The sequence below is a fragment of the Kushneria sinocarnis genome, from assembly GCF_003633775.1.
Lineage (GTDB): Bacteria > Pseudomonadota > Gammaproteobacteria > Pseudomonadales > Halomonadaceae > Kushneria > Kushneria sinocarnis.
In genome coordinates, this window is sequence record NZ_RBIN01000009.1 from 95,933 (window position 1) to 114,857 (window position 18,925).

Here is an 18,925-nt window from a genome sequence, read left to right on the forward strand (position 1 = left end):
GGTTCAGCCGGGCGTCGACGACGGGTACACTACGCGGCCCCGTGCCACTGCCACCGTGGAGTAGAACCGCCGTGAGTGTTCCCGTCGTCGAGCCCGATCGCTATGACGAGCAGCTCGAGGCCAAGCGCAGCCGCATCGTCGAACTGTTCGCCCGATTCGCTGCCCCGGCCCCCGAAGTTTTCCCGTCGCCTGCCAGCCATTACCGTCAGCGCTGCGAGTTTCGGCTCTGGCACGATGGTGATGAGCTGCACCATGCCATGTTCGAGGTCGATCCTGCCGATCCGAAGCGCAAGACGGTGGTGCGGCTGACGCAGTATCCGGTCGCCAGCCGCCGCATCAACGAGCTGATGCCGCAGCTGATCGAGGCGGTGCGCGACAATCCGGTGCTGCGCCACCGGCTGTTCCAGGTCGAATATCTCACCACCCTGGCGGGGGAGACGCTGATCACGCTGATCTACCACCGTCAGCTGGACGAGCACTGGGACGAGCAGGCCCGGGCGCTGGAGCAGCGGCTGGGGGCCGCCATCATCGGCCGGGCGCGCAAGCAGCGCCGGGTGCTGACCCGCGATCATGTCACCGAACATCTCGAGGTGGATGGGCAGGTATTGCACTACCAGCAGGTGGAAAACAGCTTCACCCAGCCCAACGCCGAGATTGCCCGGGCGATGCTGCACTGGACGCGGGCCGTGACCCGCGCTGAAGGCGGCGGGCGCCGCCCCCGTGATCTGGTCGAACTCTACTGCGGCAACGGGCACTTCACCATCGCCCTGGCGGAGAACTTTCGCCGCGTGGTCGCCACCGAAATCTCGCGAACTTCCGTGGCCTCGGCGCAGGTCAACCTGGCCGCCAATGCGGTCGATAATGCCGTGGTGGGGCGCATGTCGAGCGAGGAGTTCGGCGCGGCGCTGGATGGCGAGAAACAGGGGCAGCGGGTCAGCGAGCTGGCCCTGGAGACGCATGACTTTGCCACCGTGCTGGTCGACCCGCCCCGGGCCGGGCTGGACGAGGCCAGCTGCGAGCGGATCGCCCGCTTCGACGAGATTGTTTACATCTCCTGCAACCCGGAAACGCTGGCAGGCAATCTCGAGCAGCTGACGCGCACGCACGCCATCGAGCGACTGGCGCTGTTCGATCAGTTCCCCTGGACCGATCACTGCGAATGTGGCGTGCTGCTGCGCCGACGGGCAGGGGGCGACTGACCGGCGCCGGATCATGCCGAATGCTCATGGGCAATAACGGATCGGGCAACTCATTAGGGACCGGGCTGCGTCGTGGGCTACGCTGGTCACGGTATCCATCACAATGTAATCGGCGCCACCGTGGCCGCGCGATGCAGGGAGGAGTGTAGAGCGATGCAAAAAGTCGCATCCGAGAGTCGCAGCGAGTTCTTCGAGGCTCTGGAGCAGCAGTTCCGGGAGCGCCTGCCGGCCGAACGGGCCGAACAGGTCATCGCCTTTGCCAGTCACTACTATGCCACGGCGTCATTCGATGATCTGGCCGAACGGCAGCCCGATGATATCTATGGTGCGACCCTGTCGACATGGCACTTCCTGCAGCAGCGCGAGTCGCTCGAACAGCCGAAGGTGCGGGTGTTCAATCCCGATTTCGAGGAGCATGGCTGGCAGTCGACCCATACCATCGTCGAGGTGCTGGGCCGGGACATGGCCTTCGTGGTGGATTCCATCCGCATCGAGCTCAACCGGCGCAACATCACGGTGCATGCGATTCACAACGCCGTGTTTGCGGTCGAGCGCAACGAGCAGCTCGAGCTGCAGCGGCTGACACCGCCCACTGCCGCGGAAGCCCCCGAGGCCCGTGAATCGCTGGTCTACATCGAGATCGACCGGCATACCGATGGCGATACCCTTGCCTCGCTGGCCGACAGCCTGCGCGAGGTGCTGGGTGAGGTTCGCACTGCCGTCAGCGATGTCGAGCCGATGCGCGACCAGGTGCGCGAGGCCATCAGCGAACTGCGCGAGCATCGCCCTGCGTCGATCGAGCAGCGCGATGTCGACGAGGCCTGCGCCTTTCTCGACTGGCTGCTTGATGATCACTTTACCTTTCTCGGCTTCGAGGAGTATCGCCTCGATGAAAGCGATGGCCAGCCACGGCTCGAGCGCTGCGAGAATTCCGAGCTGGGCGTGCTCGGGCTCGATCTGCCGCGTTACAACGAGCGTCCCGATCGTCTGCCCAGCATGGACGAGAACAGCGGCGAATACGTGCTGGTGCCGGAGCTGGTCTCCTTCGCCAAGAGCGCCTTTCATGCCCGGGTACACCGGCCGGCCTATCCGGACTACATCATTGTCGAGCGCTTCGACGAGCACGGCCGGGTAATCGGCGAGCGCCGTTTCCTCGGGCTCTATACGCTGTCGGTCTACAACGAGACGCCGCGCAACATTCCGGTGCTGCGCCGCAAGCTGGCAAGCGTGATGCACAACGCCAATGTTGATCCCAAGGGACACAACGGCAAGCAGCTGATGCAGATTCTCGAGGTCTATCCGCGTGACGATCTGTTTCAGACCAATACCGATGACCTGTGCCATACCGCCATGGGGATCCTCGGCATTCGCGAGCGCCGCCGGGTTCGGGTCTTCATTCGCGAGGATCGTTCCGGCAAGTTCTACTCCTGTCTGGTATTCGTGCCTCGTGATGTCTTCTCCACCGACCTGCGGGTGCGCATCCAGAACCTGCTCTGCGAGGAGCTTGACGCTACCTTCGGCGACTTCAATACCTATCTGTCGGAGTCGGTGCTGGCGCGTATCCAGCTGATCCTGCGCTTCAACGGTGACACGCCGGTGGCGCGCGACGACCGCCGCATCGAGCGCAAGGTGATCGAACTGGCCCGCAGCTGGCGCGATTCGCTGCACGAAGCGATGGTCGAGGGCTTCGGCGAGGAGCCCGCCAATCAGCTGATGACGCATTATCGTGATGCCTTCCCCGGCAGCTATCGTGACGAGTTCTCGCCGCGCACCGCGGTGCACGACATCGCCTATATCCAGAAGGTGGAGGCCGGTGCGCCGCTGGGGATCAGCCTTTACCGCCAGGTCGAGAATCACAGCGACTTCAAGCTCAAGCTGTTCCACGCCGGGGCACCGATTCCGCTCTCCGATGTACTGCCGCTGCTGGAAAACATGGGGCTGCGGGTGCTCGGCGAACGGCCCTTCGAGATCGAGCGCAGCGATGGCACGTACTGGATCCATGATTTCGATGTGGCGTATCCGGGACAGGCCGGCGTTGATCTGGCGCGGATGCGGGACGATTTCATCGAGGCCTTTACCCGGATCTGGACCGGCGAAGCCGAAAGCGACACCTTCAATCGGCTGGTGATCGCGGCGCGTCTGGACTGGCACGAGGTGGCGATGCTGCGGGCCTACGCCCGCTATCTCAAGCAGGTGCGGTTCGGCCTGTCGCAGCAGTACATTGCCGATACCCTGACGGCCTATCCCGATGTCACCCGCAATCTGGTGACACTCTTCCAGCAGCGCTTCAATCCCGAAGAGGCTGCCGATGACGAGACCCAGCGCCAGACCCGCGAGGCGATCGAGGGCCAGCTCGAGGAGGTGACCAGCCTCAACGATGATCGCCTGATCCGGCGCTATATCGAGCTGATCGAGGCCACGCTGCGCACCAACTTCTTCCAGAACAACGAGGACGGTACGCCGCGCGAATACATCTCGTTCAAGCTGGCGACCCGTCAGCTGAGCGACGTACCGCGTCCGCGCCCGATGTACGAGGTCTTTGTCTGTTCGCCGCGCATGGAAGGCGTGCATCTGCGCAATGCGAAGGTGGCCCGGGGCGGCATCCGCTGGTCGGATCGCTTCGAGGACTTTCGTACCGAGATCCTCGGTCTGGTCAAGGCGCAGCAGGTCAAGAACTCGGTGATCGTGCCGCTGGGTGCCAAGGGCGGGTTCATCTGCAAGCGGCTGCCCGAGGGCGGTGACCGGGATGCCGTTCAGCAGGAGGGGATTGCCTGCTACCAGACACTGATCCGCGGCATGCTGGATCTGACCGACAATCTGGTGGAGAAGGAAGTGGTCGCGCCGCACGACGTGGTGCGCCGCGATGAGGATGACCCCTATCTGGTGGTGGCCGCCGACAAGGGCACCGCGACCTTTTCGGATATTGCCAACGCCCTGGCGCACGAGTATCGCTTCTGGCTCGGGGACGCCTTCGCCTCCGGCGGCAAGCACGGCTACGATCACAAGGCGATGGCGATTACCGCTCGCGGCGCCTGGGAGTCGGTCAAGCGCCATTTCCGCGAAATCGGCATCAATACCCAGCAGGATCGCTTTACCGTGCTGGGCATCGGTGACATGGCCGGCGACGTCTTCGGCAACGGCATGCTGCTGTCGGAGAAGATTGCGCTGGTGGCGGCCTTCAACCATCGTCACATCTTCATCGATCCCGACCCCGACGAGGCGGCCTCGTTTGCCGAACGCCAGCGGGTGTTCAATCTCCAGCGTTCAAGCTGGTCGGATTATGACACCAGCGTCATCAGCGAGGGCGGCGGCGTCTTCTCGCGCGATGCCAAGTCGATCGCCATCACGCCGCAGATGCAGCAGCGTTTCGGCATCAGCGCCAATCGGCTCTCGCCGGCCGAGCTGATTCATGCCCTGCTGGGGGCCGAGGTCGACCTGATCTGGAACGGCGGTATCGGTACCTACATCAAGTCCTCGAGCGAAAGTCACGCCGAGGTGGGCGACAAGGCCAACGACAATCTGCGTATCGATGGCCGTGACCTGCACGCCCGGGTGATCGGCGAGGGCGGCAACCTCGGGGTAACCCAGCTCGGACGTCGCGAGGCCGCCGATCACGGCGTCCGGGTCAATACCGACTTCATCGACAATGCCGGCGGCGTGAACTGCTCCGACCATGAGGTCAACATCAAGATCCTGCTCGATGATGTCGTCGCCCGCGGCGACATGACCGAAAAGCAGCGCAACGAGCTGCTCTCGCAGATGACCGATGAAGTGGCCGAGCTGGTCATCGATGACAACTATCGCCAGACCCAGGCACTCTCCCTGTCGCGTCGGCTGTCGAAGGACAACATGGGGCCCTATCGGCGCTTCGTGCGTGATCTCGAGGAGATCGGCGTGCTCGATCGCGAACTGGAGGCGCTGCCCGATGACCAGACCCTGGCGGAGCGTCAGCGCAACGGTGAGGGGCTGACGCATCCCGAGCTGGCGGTGCTGATCTCGTACGCCAAGATCGATCTCAAGAGCACGCTCGGGGACGCCGAACTGCTTGAGGATGACTACATCCAGCAGCACGTCGAGCGGGCCTTTCCGGCGACCCTGCTGGAGCGTTACGGCGATGAGGCGTACCGCCACCGTCTCAAGTCGCAGATCGTGGCCACCCAGCTGGCGGGTGATGTGGTCGATCACATGGGCATTCCCTTCGTGCGGCGGCTGATGGATATCGCGGGCGCCGGCAGTGCCGATGTCGTCCGGGCCTATGTCATCGCGCGTGACAGCTTCAGCCTGCCCACGCTGTGGCACGAGATCGAGTCGCTCGACTATCGTATCGACAGCGATATCCAGTACGAGATGATGCTGTCACTGGTGCGACTGGTTCGGCGCGCCACCCGTCACTTCATGCGGCACTCGGGCAGCCACGGGGTGCGCGATACCATCGAGCACTTCGCCTCGCGTCTCAATCAGCTGCAGGAGAATATCGGCGAGCGGCTGCGCGGCGGTGCCCGGGAGCAGTGGCAACAGCTGCGCGATCGCTACGTCGAAGCGGGCGTGCCGGAACAGCTGGCCAGCCGGGTGGCTGCCACCGACAGTCTCTACGCCGGGCTCGGCATCATCGATACGGCGCGCATGACCAATGAAAAGCTCGAGCGGGTGGCGGATACCTATTTCGCCCTCGGTGAACGGCTGCAGCTGCCATGGATGCTCGATCAGATCAATCGACTCGAGGTGCACGACAGCTGGGAGGCCCAGGCCCGGGAAGCACTGCGCGATGATCTCGATCGTCAGCAGCTGACCCTGACTTCCAGCGTGCTGCGGCTGGAGTCCGCGCCCCTTGAGGTGGATGAGCGGGTCGAGCACTGGCTCGAGGTGCATCGCGGCCGCATCGATCGCTGGTGTGATCTGCTCGAGGAAGTGCACTCCGGCAGCCAGACCGGCTATGCCCTGTTCACCGTGGCGGTTCGGGCCCTCGGCGAGCTGGCGGAAAGCCAGCACTGACGGCCGGCCTGCCGGGCCACCCCTGCCGACGCCGCCCACCGGGCGGCGTTTTTCGTGGTGCCGCCGGCGCCCTTCAGTCGGCCACGAGGGCGAACACGAAGAAGGCGACAATGCCCAGAAAGGCGACGGCTACCGCAATCTTGCCGATCGGTGAATGGCCTTCGGGGGGCTGTTCATGGTCGTGCTGTCGGGCATTGTCGGAATGATCATTACGCATGGCAGGGGTCCGCAACGGGTGAAAGGATAGGGGCGCATGAGGCGTTGTACACCTTCGGCCGCGCTGATAAAACGGTAATGAAGAAAAAGCGTGCCATTCGCTGCCCGCCGGCGGCGGGCGTTCGGCGCCGATACGACCAACCCGGGGTCCGCTCATGGCTGAAATCACCGCGCTCAACATCTATCCCGTCAAGTCGCTCGGCGGTATCGCGCTTGAAACCGCCGAACTGACCGAAGAGGGGCTGGCCCTGGACCGCCGCTGGATGGTGACGACCGCCAGCGGTCGTTTCATTACCCAGCGCGAGCTGCCGATGATGGCCACCCTCGAGGTTCATTTCGACGCCTCTCATCTCATTCTCTGTGCGCCCGATCGCCGCCACCTGTTCGTGCCGCTGACCCGACCGACGGGGCCGGCCGAGCCGCTCAGGATCTTTCGCGATCATTGTGCCGGCGTCGACGAGGGTGAAGAGGCCGCGGCCTGGCTGACCGGCGTGCTGGGCTGCTGGCATGGCGAATCACTGCGACTCAAGCGGGTACCATCCGACAATCATCGGCTGGTCGATCCGCAGCGGCTGGGATCGCTGGAAGCCAGAACCGGGTTTGCCGACGGGTTTCCGCTGCTGGTGACCACCACCGCTTCGCTCGAGGATCTCAACCGGCGCCTGGCGGCCGGTGAGCATCGGCCGGTGCCGATGGCGCGCTTTCGCCCCAATATCGTGCTCGGCGGCACGCGACCCTTTGCCGAACACTATCACCAGCATCTGGTGGGCAGCGGTGTCACGCTCTGGCTCTGCAAGCCCTGCCAGCGCTGCCGGGTGACCACCGTGGATCAGTGCAGCGGTGATATCGTCGAGGCGGGCGAGCCCCTGGATACCCTGCTGGGCTATCACCACACCGATCGTGCCGGGGCCTTCTTCGGCGAGAATGCCGTGGTACTCGAGGGCAGCGGATGTCAGCTGAGGGTCGGGGATCGAATCGAGCTGACCGCTCCCCGCGAGAGCGGGGTGGGGCTCGACACCTGTGCCACTTCCGGCTGATCAATTCCTCGCAGCGGCTTTCGGCTCTGGTATGCTGGGCCGGTTTTGGCAGACCCCGCGGGCGGCGGTGGCTGCTCCGTGAGGGCGGGGGCGGCCCGGTGTCGTGGTCCTGCGGGTGTCGATGAGCGAATCGGAACCGTCGGTGACAACGATGATGACAGGCAGGACATTTCGACTGGTAGTAGGTGTGAGCGTGAGCCTGGGCGTGCTGGTCAGCCAGCCCGTGCTGGCGGACAAGAGTGCGGCGCTCAAGCGGGCGGAGGCGGCCGCCTCCCAGGTGGATCTCTCCGATTCGCTGCACAACAGCTCCGATCGTCAGAGCCGCAGTCTCTTTCTGGGAGACAAGCCGCTGACCCACGAGTTCGAGATCAGCAAGCAGGGGCGCTATCGCATCGAGGCCGGTGGATTTCCCGGCGCCTCCGGTGCCTACGAGGTACACGGCGTGCTGAAGAATGCCGATGGCGTGGCGCTCGAACAGGCCGACGGCAACGAGCGGACCAACGGCATCGCCATGACCGAGACGCTCGCGCCGGGGCAGTATACGGTCACCATCTCCGGACGCAGCCGGGGCCCCGCCCGGGACGGCCATCAGAGTGTCACGGTACGGGTGGTCAATCTCGACAACCAGCAGGGACTCGGGGATCAGAATCGGGTCGAGCGGCTGGCACCGGCCGGGGCAGTGGCGGCAGCGGATCGCGACGGTCAGGATGGTCAGCCGCCGCGACTGGCGCCGCAGGCGACCAGCGCCGGGATCGGTGCTTCGCAGCGCAGTGCCAGCCAGGTCACCTCTCCCAGTCCGCTGCCGGCATCGCCGGGGCCGAGTGGCGAAGCACTGGAGCGCACGGTCGCCGGCAGTGCTGACCGGACCTCGGCCGGCACTTCGACCACCGGCAGCCAGCCCCCGGCCATTGCTTCATCGGAGCATGCCGGTCAGCCGACGCAGGCCTCCGACGCTGCATCAGGTGGTACGACACCGCCGCCATCGTCCTCCTCGAGTGAAGCCTCTTCCGGTCAGGACAACGTAACGCCCATGCAGCAACGGGTGCTGCGGGATCTCTCGATTCGCGAGAAGGGCGAGGTGCTGAAATTCGAAGTCATGCAGCCCGGTACCGTGGTGGTGGAGAGCTCCTCCTTCGGTGCCAACCAGGGCAGCTACCGGCTCTCTGCCGAAGTGGTCAATGCCGATGGCGATGTGGTGGCCAGTGACAGCGGTCAGGGGCTGGATGGCGATTTCCATATCCGTGAGCAGCTCCAGCCCGGGGTTTACTCGATCCGCGTCAACGGCCAGAAATACGGCTCGGCCCGTTCCGGCAACGACAGCTACACGCTGCGCGTCGAGCAGAAGTAGCGCTCCGGCAGCCGCCGTGACGTGAACACGGCGGCTGCGTATACTGCCGCCTTTCCACTGTCGAGATCCCCTGATGTATTCGCCTGCTCGAGCCCTGCTGTTCCGCCTCGACCCCGAAACCGCCCATGGCGTGACCCTGACGGCGCTGGATCTGGCGCATCGCTGGCGGCTGAGCCGGGCGCTGGGCGGTGAAGCGTTCGAATCGCCGGTGACCCTGATGGGGTTGCGTTTTCCCAATCGGGTCGGTCTGGCAGCGGGGCTGGACAAGGATGGTGCGCATGTCGATGCGCTGGGGGCACTGGGCTTCGGGTTTCTCGAGGTCGGCACGGTGACGCCCAGGGCCCAGCCCGGCAATCCGCGGCCCCGGCTGTTCCGGCTGCCGGAATATCAGGCGATCATCAATCGCATGGGGTTCAACAACAGCGGCGTCGAGCCGCTGGTCGAGCATGTCCGGCAGCGCCATTTCAATGGCGTACTGGGCATCAACATCGGCAAGAACCTGACCACCGAGGTGGCCGATGCCGCCGCGGACTATCTGAGCTGCCTGGAGGCGGTGCACGCCCATGCCGACTATGTCACCGTCAATATTTCCTCGCCCAATACGCCGGGTCTGCGTGAGCTGCAGTTCGGCGATCATCTGCAGCAGCTGTTGACCACGCTGACGGAAGCGGCGATGCGCCTCGATGTCCAGAACGGCAGGCACGTGCCGCTGGCGGTCAAGATCGCGCCCGACATGAGCGATGAGGAACTCGAGCTGGTAGCGCACTGCCTGGCCGAAAGCGGCGTGGAAGCCGTGATTGCCACCAATACCACGATATCCCGCACGGCCGTGGCTGGTTCCCGCCTCGGCAAGGAGAGCGGCGGGCTTTCCGGCGCACCGGTGCGGGAGGCGTCGACCCGGATGATTGCAGCGCTGCGCGAGCGTTTGCCCGGGGTGGTCATCATCGGTGTCGGCGGCATTCTGGAAGCCGAGCACGCGCGGGAGAAGCGTGCTGCCGGAGCGGATCTGGTCCAGCTGTATACGGGGCTGATCTACCGGGGCCCGGCGCTGGTCGGCGAGTGTGCGCGGGCGCTTGCCTGAGCGGCACCAGGGTATCCTGAGCGGGCAATCGCAGGGTCGGAACGTTAAAAAGGCCCGAGCAGCTCGAGCCTTCCATGGATCGAATGCTTCATCGCCTGCAACCCGCTGCCCCGTGCCCCGTGGTGACGGGAGAAGGCAGGGGCGATTCAGTCGCCCGGCGAGTGCCGGAGAGCTCTAGAGCACGCGTGGATTCTTGTGAATACCGGCGATGCCGGTCATGCCGGACCAGTTATCCTCGCGGCCTTCACGCCAGCCGCTCATCCAGTATTCACGCAGGTCGATGTCCTGACTGGGACACTGGTCCCGGGAGCGTCCGGAAACGCCGGCCTTGTAACCATGGATGTAAGCTTTTTGTGAACGGTTTCGTTTCTGTCGCTTCATCGGCTTACCTCTTGCACGAGGGATTTATGCACCCGCCCGGCCAGTCGGGCGAGCATCGATGATTCCGCGGATGACAACAGCACGTGCCTTGTGTAGCTACACTGTCATCATCAGTCAGCACTTCCCGGGTGTCGAAAATTCTTTTCTTCTAAGCATGTGCACTTCTTAAACCTTTCAGCAATATGACAGCCTCACTCTCTCTGCCACCATGATTCGAATTCGATGAGCGCCACTGACTTGCAATCCGATAATTCCCTGATGATGGACTTCATGGCGACCTGCCCGTGGGGCGTGGAAGGCCTGCTGGTCGAGGAGCTGACTGCGCTGGGGGCCAGCGTGACGCAGACTTCCAGTGCCCGGGTGATGGGCCGGGCCGACAGCGCGACGCTCTATCGGCTCTGTCTGTGGTCGCGGCTGGCCAATCGCATCGTGCGGCTGCTGGCCCGGGTGGAAGGGGTGCCGGATGGTGCTGCGATCACCCGGGCTGCGGCGGGGCTTGCCTGGCAGGAGGAGATCGCCGAAACGGCGACGATCCGCGTCGATTTTCATGGCACCAGTGAGCACATTCGTCATACCCGCTTCGGTGCCCAGTGCGTCAAGGACGGGGTGGTCGAGGCAGTGATGGCGGCAGGGCGCTCTCGTCCGGTGGTGGAGCCGAAAGCCGCGGACCTGAGCATTCATGCGCACTTTCATCATCAGACCCTGACCCTGGGGATCGATCTCAGCGGTGAGAGCCTGCATCTGCGGGGTTACCGGCGCGAAGGCGGGGGAGCCCCGCTCAAGGAGAACCTGGCGGCAGCGCTGCTGATGCGAGCCGGCTGGCCCGAGCGCGCCGAACGCGGTGAGCCGCTGCTGGATCCGATGTGCGGCTCGGGCACGCTGGTGATCGAGGCGGCCATGATGGCCTGTGATATCGCGCCCAATCTCGCCCGGCGCCGCTTCGGCTTTCACGGCTGGGCACTGCATGATGCAGCGCTCTGGGAGCAGGTTCGCAGCGAGGCCGAGGCGCGCGCTGCCCGGGGGCGGCAGCATCCACCCTGCCTGCTGCAGGGGCGGGATCGGGATCGACGGGCAATCCGGGCGGCCCGCAACAATGCCGAGCGGGCCGGACTGACCGAACAGCTCGAGTTCGTGCTCGCGGAAGCCGAAACGCTGACGCAGCCGCATGCCATGCGCGACATGGCGCATGGGCTGATCATTACCAATCCGCCCTATGGCGAGCGGCTCGGGGAGCTGCCCGGGCTGGTGGTGCTTTATCAGAAGCTGGGCAGCGCGCTGCGCCAGCACTTTCCGGGCTGGTCGCTGGCGTTGTTTACCGGTAACCCCGAGCTGGGTCACCGCCTCGGCCTGCGCGCGCACCGCCAGTACGCGCTGAAGAACGGGCAGCTCGACTGCAAGCTGCTGCTGATCGAGATCCACCCCCGGCAGGATGCGTCAGGCGCTGCGCCTGATGCCGAGGAGCGCGCAGGGGAAGCGGGCGGCAGCGAGCCGCAGGCCGTGTCGTCGGAGAGTGCGCCGGCGCGGCACTCCGAGGGGGCACGGATGTTTGCCAACCGGCTGCGCAAGAACCGCAAGCGTCTGGCGAAATGGCTTCGGCGCAGCGGCGAGCAGTGCTACCGGCTCTATGATGCCGACATGCCGGAATATGCGCTGGCGATCGACTGCTATGCCGACCGGGTGCATGTACAGGAGTACGTGCCACCGCGTTCGGTTGACCCGCAGCAGGCCGAAAAGCGGCTGATGGAAGCGCTGGGCGTCCTGCCCGAGGTGCTGGAGGTCGACCCGGAAGCGGTATATCTCAAGCGGCGCCAGCGTCAGAGCGGGCGCTCCCAGTATGAGCGCCAGGCCGATTCGGGGCAGCGGCTGGAGGTGATGGAGTCACCGATCCGGGCGCTGGTCAATCTGCGCGACTATCTCGATACCGGGCTGTTTCTCGACCACCGGCCGGTGCGCCGCTGGCTGGGGGCGCATGCCAGCCGGCAGCGCTTTCTCAACCTGTTCTGCTATACCGCCACGGCTACCGTTCATGCGGCGCTGGGCGGGGCACACTCGAGCGTCAGCGTTGATCTCTCCAATACCTATCTCGACTGGGCGCGGGAGAACTTCCGCCTCAACGGGCTGGATGAAAAGCGCCATCAGCTGGTACGCGCCGACTGCCTGCAGTGGCTGGAGCGCGCCCGCGACAGTTTCGATCTGATCTTTCTCGACCCGCCGACCTTTTCCAACTCGAAGAAGATGGAGGAGGCGCTGGATGTGCAGCGCGATCATGTCCGGCTGGTGGAGCTGGCCATGGCCCGGCTGGCCCCGGGCGGCACGCTGCTGTTCTCCAACAATCAGCGCCGCTTCCGCCTCGATGACGCACTGCGCGAGCGCTTTGATGTCGATGAGCGCTCGAAGGCCATGCTGGACCCGGATTTCGAGCGACGTCCGGGCATTCACCATGTCTTCGTGATCCGGCATCGGCATGAAGCTGCGGTGCAGTAGCAGCAGGGGGCCTCCGGCGTGTGCGTGCTCCGGCACTGTCCGGCGCCGGTTGCCGGTCTTTCAGCCCGGATCGAGACGGTGCAGCTGGGCGAGCGCATCGCGGGCTTCCGGGGTGTCGTCATCCTCGCTGGTCAGGACCCGCTGGAAGCCGCGCGAGGTCTGGATGTGATCGATGCTGTCGACCCAGGTCATGGCCTGTTCGAAACTCTCGGCCAGAGCGTGGCGCAGGCCGCCGTAGCCCGTGCCGATCTGGCCCCAGGCGCGACTGAGGATCCAGTCACCGAGCATGTCGCGGTGAACGTGTATCAGCACATAGTCGTGGCCGCTTTCCCAGCGAATGATCACTCGTCACTCCACACTGATGAGAGAATACTGCAAGGCATGCTGCCCCCGGGTACAGCTGCCTGATTGTAAAGGCCGCAGTGAAGGGAACAAAGCCGATCGGCATGGCGACGCAGGGTCGGGTGCCGGTCATGTCGGAATCCGGAAAGGGGATCATGATGCGTATTGTGGCGGATGAAAACATCCCGCTGATCGATGAGTTCTTCGGTGACCACGGTGAAGTGATTCGCCTGCCGGGCCGGAGCATGACGCGCGACCAGCTGCTTGATGCCGATGTGCTGCTGGTGCGTTCGGTAACCCGGGTGGATGCCACACTGCTGGCTGGCACCCGGGTGAAATTCGTGGGCACGGCGACCATCGGGGTCGATCACGTCGATGTCGACTGGCTGCACGAGCAGGGCATCGGCTTTGCCAGTGCGCCGGGCAGCAATGCCGAGTCGGTGGTTGATTACGTGCTTTCCGGGCTGCTTTTGATGAGCGAGCAGGATGGCGAGGCCCTGACCGGACGTACCGTGGGCATCGTGGGCGCCGGCAATGTCGGCAGCCGACTGCAGGCCCGGCTCGAAGCGCTGGATATTCCCTGTCTGATCTGCGATCCACCGCGGGCCGATGCCGAGGAGCGCGAGGATTTCGTCGATCTCGATACCCTGATCGAGCGCACCGATGTGCTCTGTCTGCATACCCCGCTGGTGCGCGATGGCGCGCATCCCACTCACCATCTGCTCGATGAGCGGCGGATCGCGGCACTGCGTTCCGGCCAGATCCTGATCAGTGCCGGGCGGGGGGAGTGCGTCGATACCGGCGCGCTGTGCCGGCGTCTGGAGGCACACCGCGACCTGCGCGTGATTCTGGATGTGTGGGAGGGCGAGCCCACCATCGACGAGGCCCTCTATCGGCTGGTGGATATTGCCACCCCGCATGTGGCCGGCTACAGCGTGGATGGCAAGATGGCCGGCACCGACATGATTCATCAGGCCATGAGCCGGCATTTCGGACTGCCGGTACGCAAGCGGCTCGGACAGCTCAAGCCGGAGTCATGGCTGCGCCGGATTACCCTGACCGGCTGGGCGCCACCGCTGGAGGCACTGATGCTGTGCGCCCGCGCCTGCTATGACATTCGCCGCGACGCCATGCTGCTGGAGCGTTACCGCCGCCACTATGGCATGGCGGAGGGCTTTGATCGCATGCGCCGGGAGTATCCGCTGCGACGCGAGTTCTCCACCCTGCGGGTGAGTCTCAAGCACAACGCCGGCGAGCTGCGCGACATCATCGTCAGCGCCGGCTTTTCGCTGCGTCTGGCAGGCAAGCAGGGCTGACTGCCTGGCGTGCATGAAAAGGCCCGCCACGAAAGCGGGCCGGAAGCGCGGATAGTGCCGGCTTACTGGCGGTAGGCCGCTTCCTTGAGGGCCCGGATGCGATCATCCAGCGGCGGATGACTGGCAAACAGCTTCTCCATGAACTGCCGGGTCTGGCCGGTGGTGATCGCGAACGCGGTCATCGAGCCCGGCATTTCGTCCTGCATGTCCTTCTGCGCCTTGAGACGGTTCAGGGCATTGATCATGGCACCACTGCCGGCCAGCCGGGCGCCGGCCGCGTCGGCACGATATTCGCGCCAGCGCGAGAACCAGGCGACGATCACCGAGGCGGCGATGCCGAAGACCATCTCGAACGCGAACACCACGGCGATGTAACCGAAGAAGCCCAGGCCGCCGCCTTCCTCGTCACTGCGCAGGAAGTTGTCGAGAACCATGGCGGCAATGCGGGCGAAGAACATCACAAAGGCGTTCACCACCCCCTGGATCAGCGCCAGGGTCACCATGTCGCCATTGGCCACGTGACCGATCTCGTGACCCAGCACGGCGCGCACTTCCTCGGGGCGCATCTGCTCGAGCAGCCCCTCGGAGACACACACCAGCGCGGCGTTCTTGTTCCAGCCGGTGGCAAAGGCATTGGCCTGACGGGCCGGAAAGACGCCCACTTCGGGCATGTCGATACCGGCATCGCGGGAGAGCTCACCCACGGTGCTGATCAGCCACTGTTCGGTCGAGTTGCCGGGCTGCTCGATGATGCGTGCCCGGGTACTCATTTTGGCCATCTTCTTGGACAGCAGCAGCGAGATCAGGGAACCCGCCATGCCGAAGATGAAACAGAAGATCAGCAGGCTGTTGAGGTTCAGGCCGCCGGCGCCATCGAGATAGCTGTCCACGCCCAGAATGCGCAGGGTCACGCTGGCGACCAGCACAACGGCCAGGTTGGTGACCAGGAAAAGGACAATCCTCATCATGTGATGGATCTCCGATAGGGCTTGGTAAGTCGCGATACGAGTCGCGTTTCACGCCTTAGATAAGTCCTGAGCCGTTTCGTTTCAATCATCCGTTAAGGATGGTTTAGGGGATTACCGGCGGCGTGCGAGAAAACGTCCGAGGCGGTCGATGGCATCCTCGAGCTGATCCACCCAGGGCAGGGTGACGATGCGCAGATGGTTCGGGTCCGGCCAGTTGAAGGCGGTGCCCTGGACCATCAGGATCTTCTCCTCGAGCAGCAGATCCAGCACCAGCTGCTGATCGTCCCGGATATCGTACATCTCGGGGTCCAGCCGGGGGAACATGTAGAGTGCCCCCTTCGGCTTGACGCAGCTCACCCCGGGGATGGCGTTGAGCTTCTGCCAGGCGGCGTCCCGCTGGGCCAGCAGCCGCCCGCCGGGCAGTACCAGGTCGTTGATCGACTGGTAACCGCCCAGCGCCGTCTGGATGGCGTGCTGGGCCGGGACATTGGCGCACAGGCGCATCGACGCCAGCATGTCGAGGCCCTGAATGAAATCGCGGGCGTGACGCCGCTCGCCGGAGAGGATCATCCAGCCGGAACGAAAGCCGGCGCAGCGATAGCTCTTCGACAGGCCGTTGAGGGTGAGGATCAGCAGGTCATCGGCCAGCGCGGCGGTCGAGACATGCTCGGTCCCGTCGTAGAGGATCTTGTCGTAGATCTCGTCGCTGAACACGATCAGGTTGTGTTCGCGTGCCAGTTCGAGCATCTGGCGCACGGCTTCGGCGGAGTAGACCGCACCGGTGGGGTTGTTGGGGTTGATGATCACCAGTGCCCGGGTGTGGGCGGTAATCTTCGAGCGCATGTCCTCGATGTCGGGCATCCACTCGTTGTGCTCGTCGCACAGGTAGTGCACCGGCCGGCCACCTGACAGGTTGGTGGCTGCCGTCCACAGCGGATAGTCGGGGGCGGGGATCAGGACCTCGTCGCCGTCATCGAGCAGGGCCTGCATTGCCATCACGATCAGTTCGGAGACGCCGTTGCCGACATAGATGTCCTCGATGCCGACACCGGGGATATCCTTGCGCTGGCATTCCTGCATGATCGCCTTGCGCGCCGAATAGAGCCCCTTGGAGTCGCAGTAGCCCTGGGCGGTCGGCAGGTTGCGCATCACGTCCTGGAGGATCTCCTCGGGCGCCTCGAAACCGAAGGGCGCAGGGTTGCCGATGTTCAGCTTGAGCAGCCGGTGGCCTTCCTCCTCGAGCCGCTTGGCGTGTTCGAGTACCGGACCGCGGATGTCGTAGCAAACGTGGTCGAGCTTGCGGGACTTGTGAATCGGTGAGGTCATGCGTTCGGTTATCCAGCGCGGGGTTGAGAGCGATCATGGCCGCAGGCGGCTGTCGACGCCAGCGCCGCCGGGCGAATGATCAAGAATACCGCGCTGTTGGCAAGAGGCAAACCGGCGTGGGCGATCAGGCGTCGGAACGCTCGTCGGTACTGCCGTGCTGCTCGGCTGCCCGGCGTTCGGCAAGCACTTCGGGTGGCACGATGTCATCGGGCGTCTCCAGCGTCAGACGGCCGAGCTTGCCGCCGCGCAGATCCATCAGCAGGACCTCGGCGCCACGATGCAGATCGACTTCGCCGCCGCTGCGCAGACCGCCGCGTTTGGCGGCGATGGCGGTCACGATCTCTTCGCCGGTGGCGCCGAGGGTTTCCAGCCGATAGCGCTGTTTCAGGGCCTGTGGGTAACGCGACTTCAGTTCCAGGGCAATGGTGGTGGCAACATCGGTGTACTCCAGCGCCGTATCGCGAATCGCCCCGCTGGCGGCGAGCCGGTAGGCGCTGGCCTGGTCCTCGATGCGCGGCCACAGGACACCGGGGGTGTCGGTCAGGGCCACGCCGCCGGCAATACGGATCTTCTGCTGACGCTTGGTGACGGCCGGCTCGTTGCCGACCTTCGCAATTACCCGACCGGCCAGACCATTGATCAGGGTCGATTTGCCGACATTGGGAATGCCCATCACCATTACCCGGACGTCCCGGTCGGTGCGCACATGGCCGGCCAGTTCGCGGCACAGTCCGGCAATGCGCTTGAGCTGCCTGCCCTCGGTGGTGACCACGGCAAGCGCCCGGGTATCCCCCCGTGCATTGAAGTGCTCGGTCCACACGCGGGTCTGTGCCGGATCGGCCAGATCGGCCCGGGTAAGGATCTTGAGGGTCGGCTTGTGGCGTACCAGTTCCGCCAGCATGGGATTGCTGCTGGAGTAGGGGAGTCGGGCATCGAGCACCTCGATGACGACATCGATCTCCGGTAGCGTCTCATTGATCTGACGGCGGGCCTTGTGCATGTGACCGGGGTACCAGCCGAGCATGGCAGCGTCTCCGTTTGAAGGGGCTTTCGGCGGTGGGAAGCCGTACAGGGGGCGGGACGATCATGGCCCGCCCGGCGCAGAGGTTATCAGCAGGGCCTGCCGGAATCACTCGCCCTGGTGAAAGGTCAGCGCCACCGAATTGATGCAGTAGCGCATGCCGGTCGTGTCACGCGGCCCATCGGGGAAGACATGCCCCAGATGGGCGTCGCAGCGGCGGCAGGTGACCTCGATGCGTCGCATCCCCATGCTGGTGTCCTCGTGCTCCTCGATGGCGGCATCGGCCAGCGGGCGATCGAAGCTCGGCCAGCCACAGTGAGCCTCGAACTTGTGCTCGTTTTCGAACAGCGGGGCGCCACAGCAGATGCAGTGGTAGATGCCCTGTACCGGCTCGACCTGATAGTCACCGGTAAAGGGGCGTTCGGTGCCGGCCTGGCGTGTGACCCGGTACTGTTCATCGGTCAGCTGCTCACGCCACTCGGCATCGGTACGGGTAACCTTGTCCATGCAAGCCTCCTGCAGGATGACGGCCATTGCATCGCTCACTGCCTGTGTGCAGCGCTGCAACGGCGCCGTTGATGTCGTCCCTGTCACAATGGGGACAACACCGGATGATTGGAAGGGGCACCTTCGGGTTGACACCCCGGGAGCAGGCGGGTAATATTCGCGCCACTTCGATGAGGCGAAGGCCACACGTCCCGTTCGTCTAGTGGTCCAGGACCCCGCCCTTTCACGGCGGTAACAGGGGTTCGAACCCCCTACGGGACGCCAACCATCGCACTTCGAAGTCGCATGCGGGAATAGCTCAGTGGTAGAGCATCGCCTTGCCAAGGCGAGGGTCGCGAGTTCGAATCTCGTTTCCCGCTCCATGCGTCCCGTTCGTCTAGTGGTCCAGGACCCCGCCCTTTCACGGCGGTAACAGGGGTTCGAACCCCCTACGGGACGCCATCTTCGATCTCGTGCTCGTCACGTGGATCGCGGGAATAGCTCAGTGGTAGAGCATCGCCTTGCCAAGGCGAGGGTCGCGAGTTCGAATCTCGTTTCCCGCTCCAATGCGTCCCGTTCGTCTAGTGGTCCAGGACCCCGCCCTTTCACGGCGGTAACAGGGGTTCGAACCCCCTACGGGACGCCATTTCCTTTCTTCTCGCCGGATTTTCCGACGCTGCAGATGGCCGGTCAGTGCTGCAGTGCTCGTTCGATGAGTGACCACGTCG

The 18,925-nt window shown here is 64.6% G+C and carries 14 protein-coding genes and 5 tRNA genes; 12 read left to right on the forward strand and 7 right to left on the reverse strand.

Annotated elements, in window-relative coordinates; translation table 11 throughout:
- Positions 1-71: 71 nt before the first annotated feature.
- On the forward strand, positions 72-1,199 hold the full coding sequence (gene trmA, locus C7446_RS14535; protein WP_121173850.1) for a tRNA (uridine(54)-C5)-methyltransferase TrmA: 1,128 nt from the start codon (positions 72-74) through the stop codon (positions 1,197-1,199).
- Between the two features lie 153 nt (positions 1,200-1,352).
- A complete protein-coding gene (locus C7446_RS14540) occupies positions 1,353-6,191 on the forward strand; it encodes an NAD-glutamate dehydrogenase (protein ID WP_121173851.1) in 4,839 nt (1,612 codons plus the stop codon).
- Between the two features lie 73 nt (positions 6,192-6,264).
- Here the strand turns inward: C7446_RS14540 and C7446_RS16505 are convergent, their stop codons facing one another.
- Positions 6,265-6,408 (reverse strand): hypothetical protein, encoded by a 144-nt coding sequence (locus C7446_RS16505; protein ID WP_170150102.1) that lies wholly within the window; start codon positions 6,406-6,408, stop codon positions 6,265-6,267.
- A gap of 154 nt (positions 6,409-6,562) precedes the next feature.
- On the opposite strand from C7446_RS16505, the gene C7446_RS14545 reads away from it, so the two are divergent.
- From C7446_RS14545 to C7446_RS14555, 3 genes are all read left to right on the forward strand, one after another.
- Positions 6,563-7,444 carry an MOSC domain-containing protein gene (locus C7446_RS14545; RefSeq protein ID WP_121173852.1) on the forward strand — a complete coding sequence of 294 codons (882 nt, stop codon included), beginning with the start codon at positions 6,563-6,565 and terminating at the stop codon, positions 7,442-7,444.
- Positions 7,445-7,631: 187 nt separating this feature from the next.
- Entirely contained in the window at positions 7,632-8,792 is a 1,161-nt protein-coding gene (locus C7446_RS14550; protein ID WP_170150103.1) for a hypothetical protein, read from the forward strand.
- 73 nt (positions 8,793-8,865) lie between these two features.
- Positions 8,866-9,873 (forward strand): quinone-dependent dihydroorotate dehydrogenase, encoded by a 1,008-nt coding sequence (locus tag C7446_RS14555; RefSeq protein WP_121173854.1) that lies wholly within the window; start codon positions 8,866-8,868, stop codon positions 9,871-9,873.
- A gap of 174 nt (positions 9,874-10,047) precedes the next feature.
- On the opposite strand, the gene rmf is transcribed toward C7446_RS14555, so the two are convergent.
- Positions 10,048-10,254 (reverse strand): ribosome modulation factor, encoded by a 207-nt coding sequence (rmf, locus tag C7446_RS14560; protein WP_121173855.1) that lies wholly within the window; start codon positions 10,252-10,254, stop codon positions 10,048-10,050.
- Positions 10,255-10,476: 222 nt separating this feature from the next.
- On the opposite strand from rmf, the gene rlmKL reads away from it, so the two are divergent.
- The gene (gene rlmKL / locus C7446_RS14565; protein ID WP_121173856.1) at positions 10,477-12,738 is read left to right on the forward strand and encodes a bifunctional 23S rRNA (guanine(2069)-N(7))-methyltransferase RlmK/23S rRNA (guanine(2445)-N(2))-methyltransferase RlmL; all 2,262 of its coding nucleotides are present in this window, start codon (positions 10,477-10,479) and stop codon (positions 12,736-12,738) included.
- Positions 12,739-12,798: 60 nt separating this feature from the next.
- On the opposite strand, the gene C7446_RS14570 is transcribed toward rlmKL, so the two are convergent.
- Entirely contained in the window at positions 12,799-13,083 is a 285-nt protein-coding gene (locus C7446_RS14570) for a hypothetical protein (RefSeq protein WP_121173857.1), read from the reverse strand.
- A gap of 155 nt (positions 13,084-13,238) precedes the next feature.
- Between C7446_RS14570 and pdxB the strand changes: the two genes are divergently transcribed.
- Entirely contained in the window at positions 13,239-14,396 is a 1,158-nt protein-coding gene (pdxB, locus tag C7446_RS14575; RefSeq protein WP_121173906.1) for a 4-phosphoerythronate dehydrogenase PdxB, read from the forward strand.
- A 62-nt stretch (positions 14,397-14,458) separates the two neighbouring features.
- On the opposite strand, the gene htpX is transcribed toward pdxB, so the two are convergent.
- The 4 genes from htpX to msrB all read right to left on the reverse strand — a co-directional run bounded on the left by htpX (position 14,459) and on the right by msrB (position 18,218).
- A complete protein-coding gene (gene htpX / locus C7446_RS14580; protein ID WP_121173858.1) occupies positions 14,459-15,364 on the reverse strand; it encodes a protease HtpX in 906 nt (301 codons plus the stop codon).
- Positions 15,365-15,475: 111 nt separating this feature from the next.
- Positions 15,476-16,690, reverse strand: a complete 1,215-nt coding sequence (locus C7446_RS14585) for a pyridoxal phosphate-dependent aminotransferase (RefSeq protein WP_121173859.1) — start codon at positions 16,688-16,690, stop codon at positions 15,476-15,478.
- A gap of 124 nt (positions 16,691-16,814) precedes the next feature.
- Complete coding sequence (gene ylqF, locus C7446_RS14590; protein ID WP_121173860.1) at positions 16,815-17,714, reverse strand: ribosome biogenesis GTPase YlqF; 900 nt, start codon at positions 17,712-17,714, stop codon at positions 16,815-16,817.
- A 105-nt stretch (positions 17,715-17,819) separates the two neighbouring features.
- Entirely contained in the window at positions 17,820-18,218 is a 399-nt protein-coding gene (gene msrB / locus C7446_RS14595; RefSeq protein ID WP_121173861.1) for a peptide-methionine (R)-S-oxide reductase MsrB, read from the reverse strand.
- A 188-nt stretch (positions 18,219-18,406) separates the two neighbouring features.
- Between msrB and C7446_RS14600 the strand changes: the two genes are divergently transcribed.
- The 5 genes from C7446_RS14600 (at position 18,407) to C7446_RS14620 (ending at position 18,843) form a co-directional block, all read left to right on the forward strand.
- Positions 18,407-18,482, forward strand: a tRNA-Glu gene (locus C7446_RS14600).
- A gap of 23 nt (positions 18,483-18,505) precedes the next feature.
- Positions 18,506-18,580, forward strand: a tRNA-Gly gene (locus C7446_RS14605).
- A 3-nt stretch (positions 18,581-18,583) separates the two neighbouring features.
- Positions 18,584-18,659 (forward strand) — tRNA-Glu (locus tag C7446_RS14610).
- A 29-nt stretch (positions 18,660-18,688) separates the two neighbouring features.
- A tRNA-Gly gene (locus C7446_RS14615) sits at positions 18,689-18,763 on the forward strand.
- Between the two features lie 4 nt (positions 18,764-18,767).
- Positions 18,768-18,843, forward strand: a tRNA-Glu gene (locus C7446_RS14620).
- The last annotated feature ends 82 nt before the right edge of the window (positions 18,844-18,925 follow it).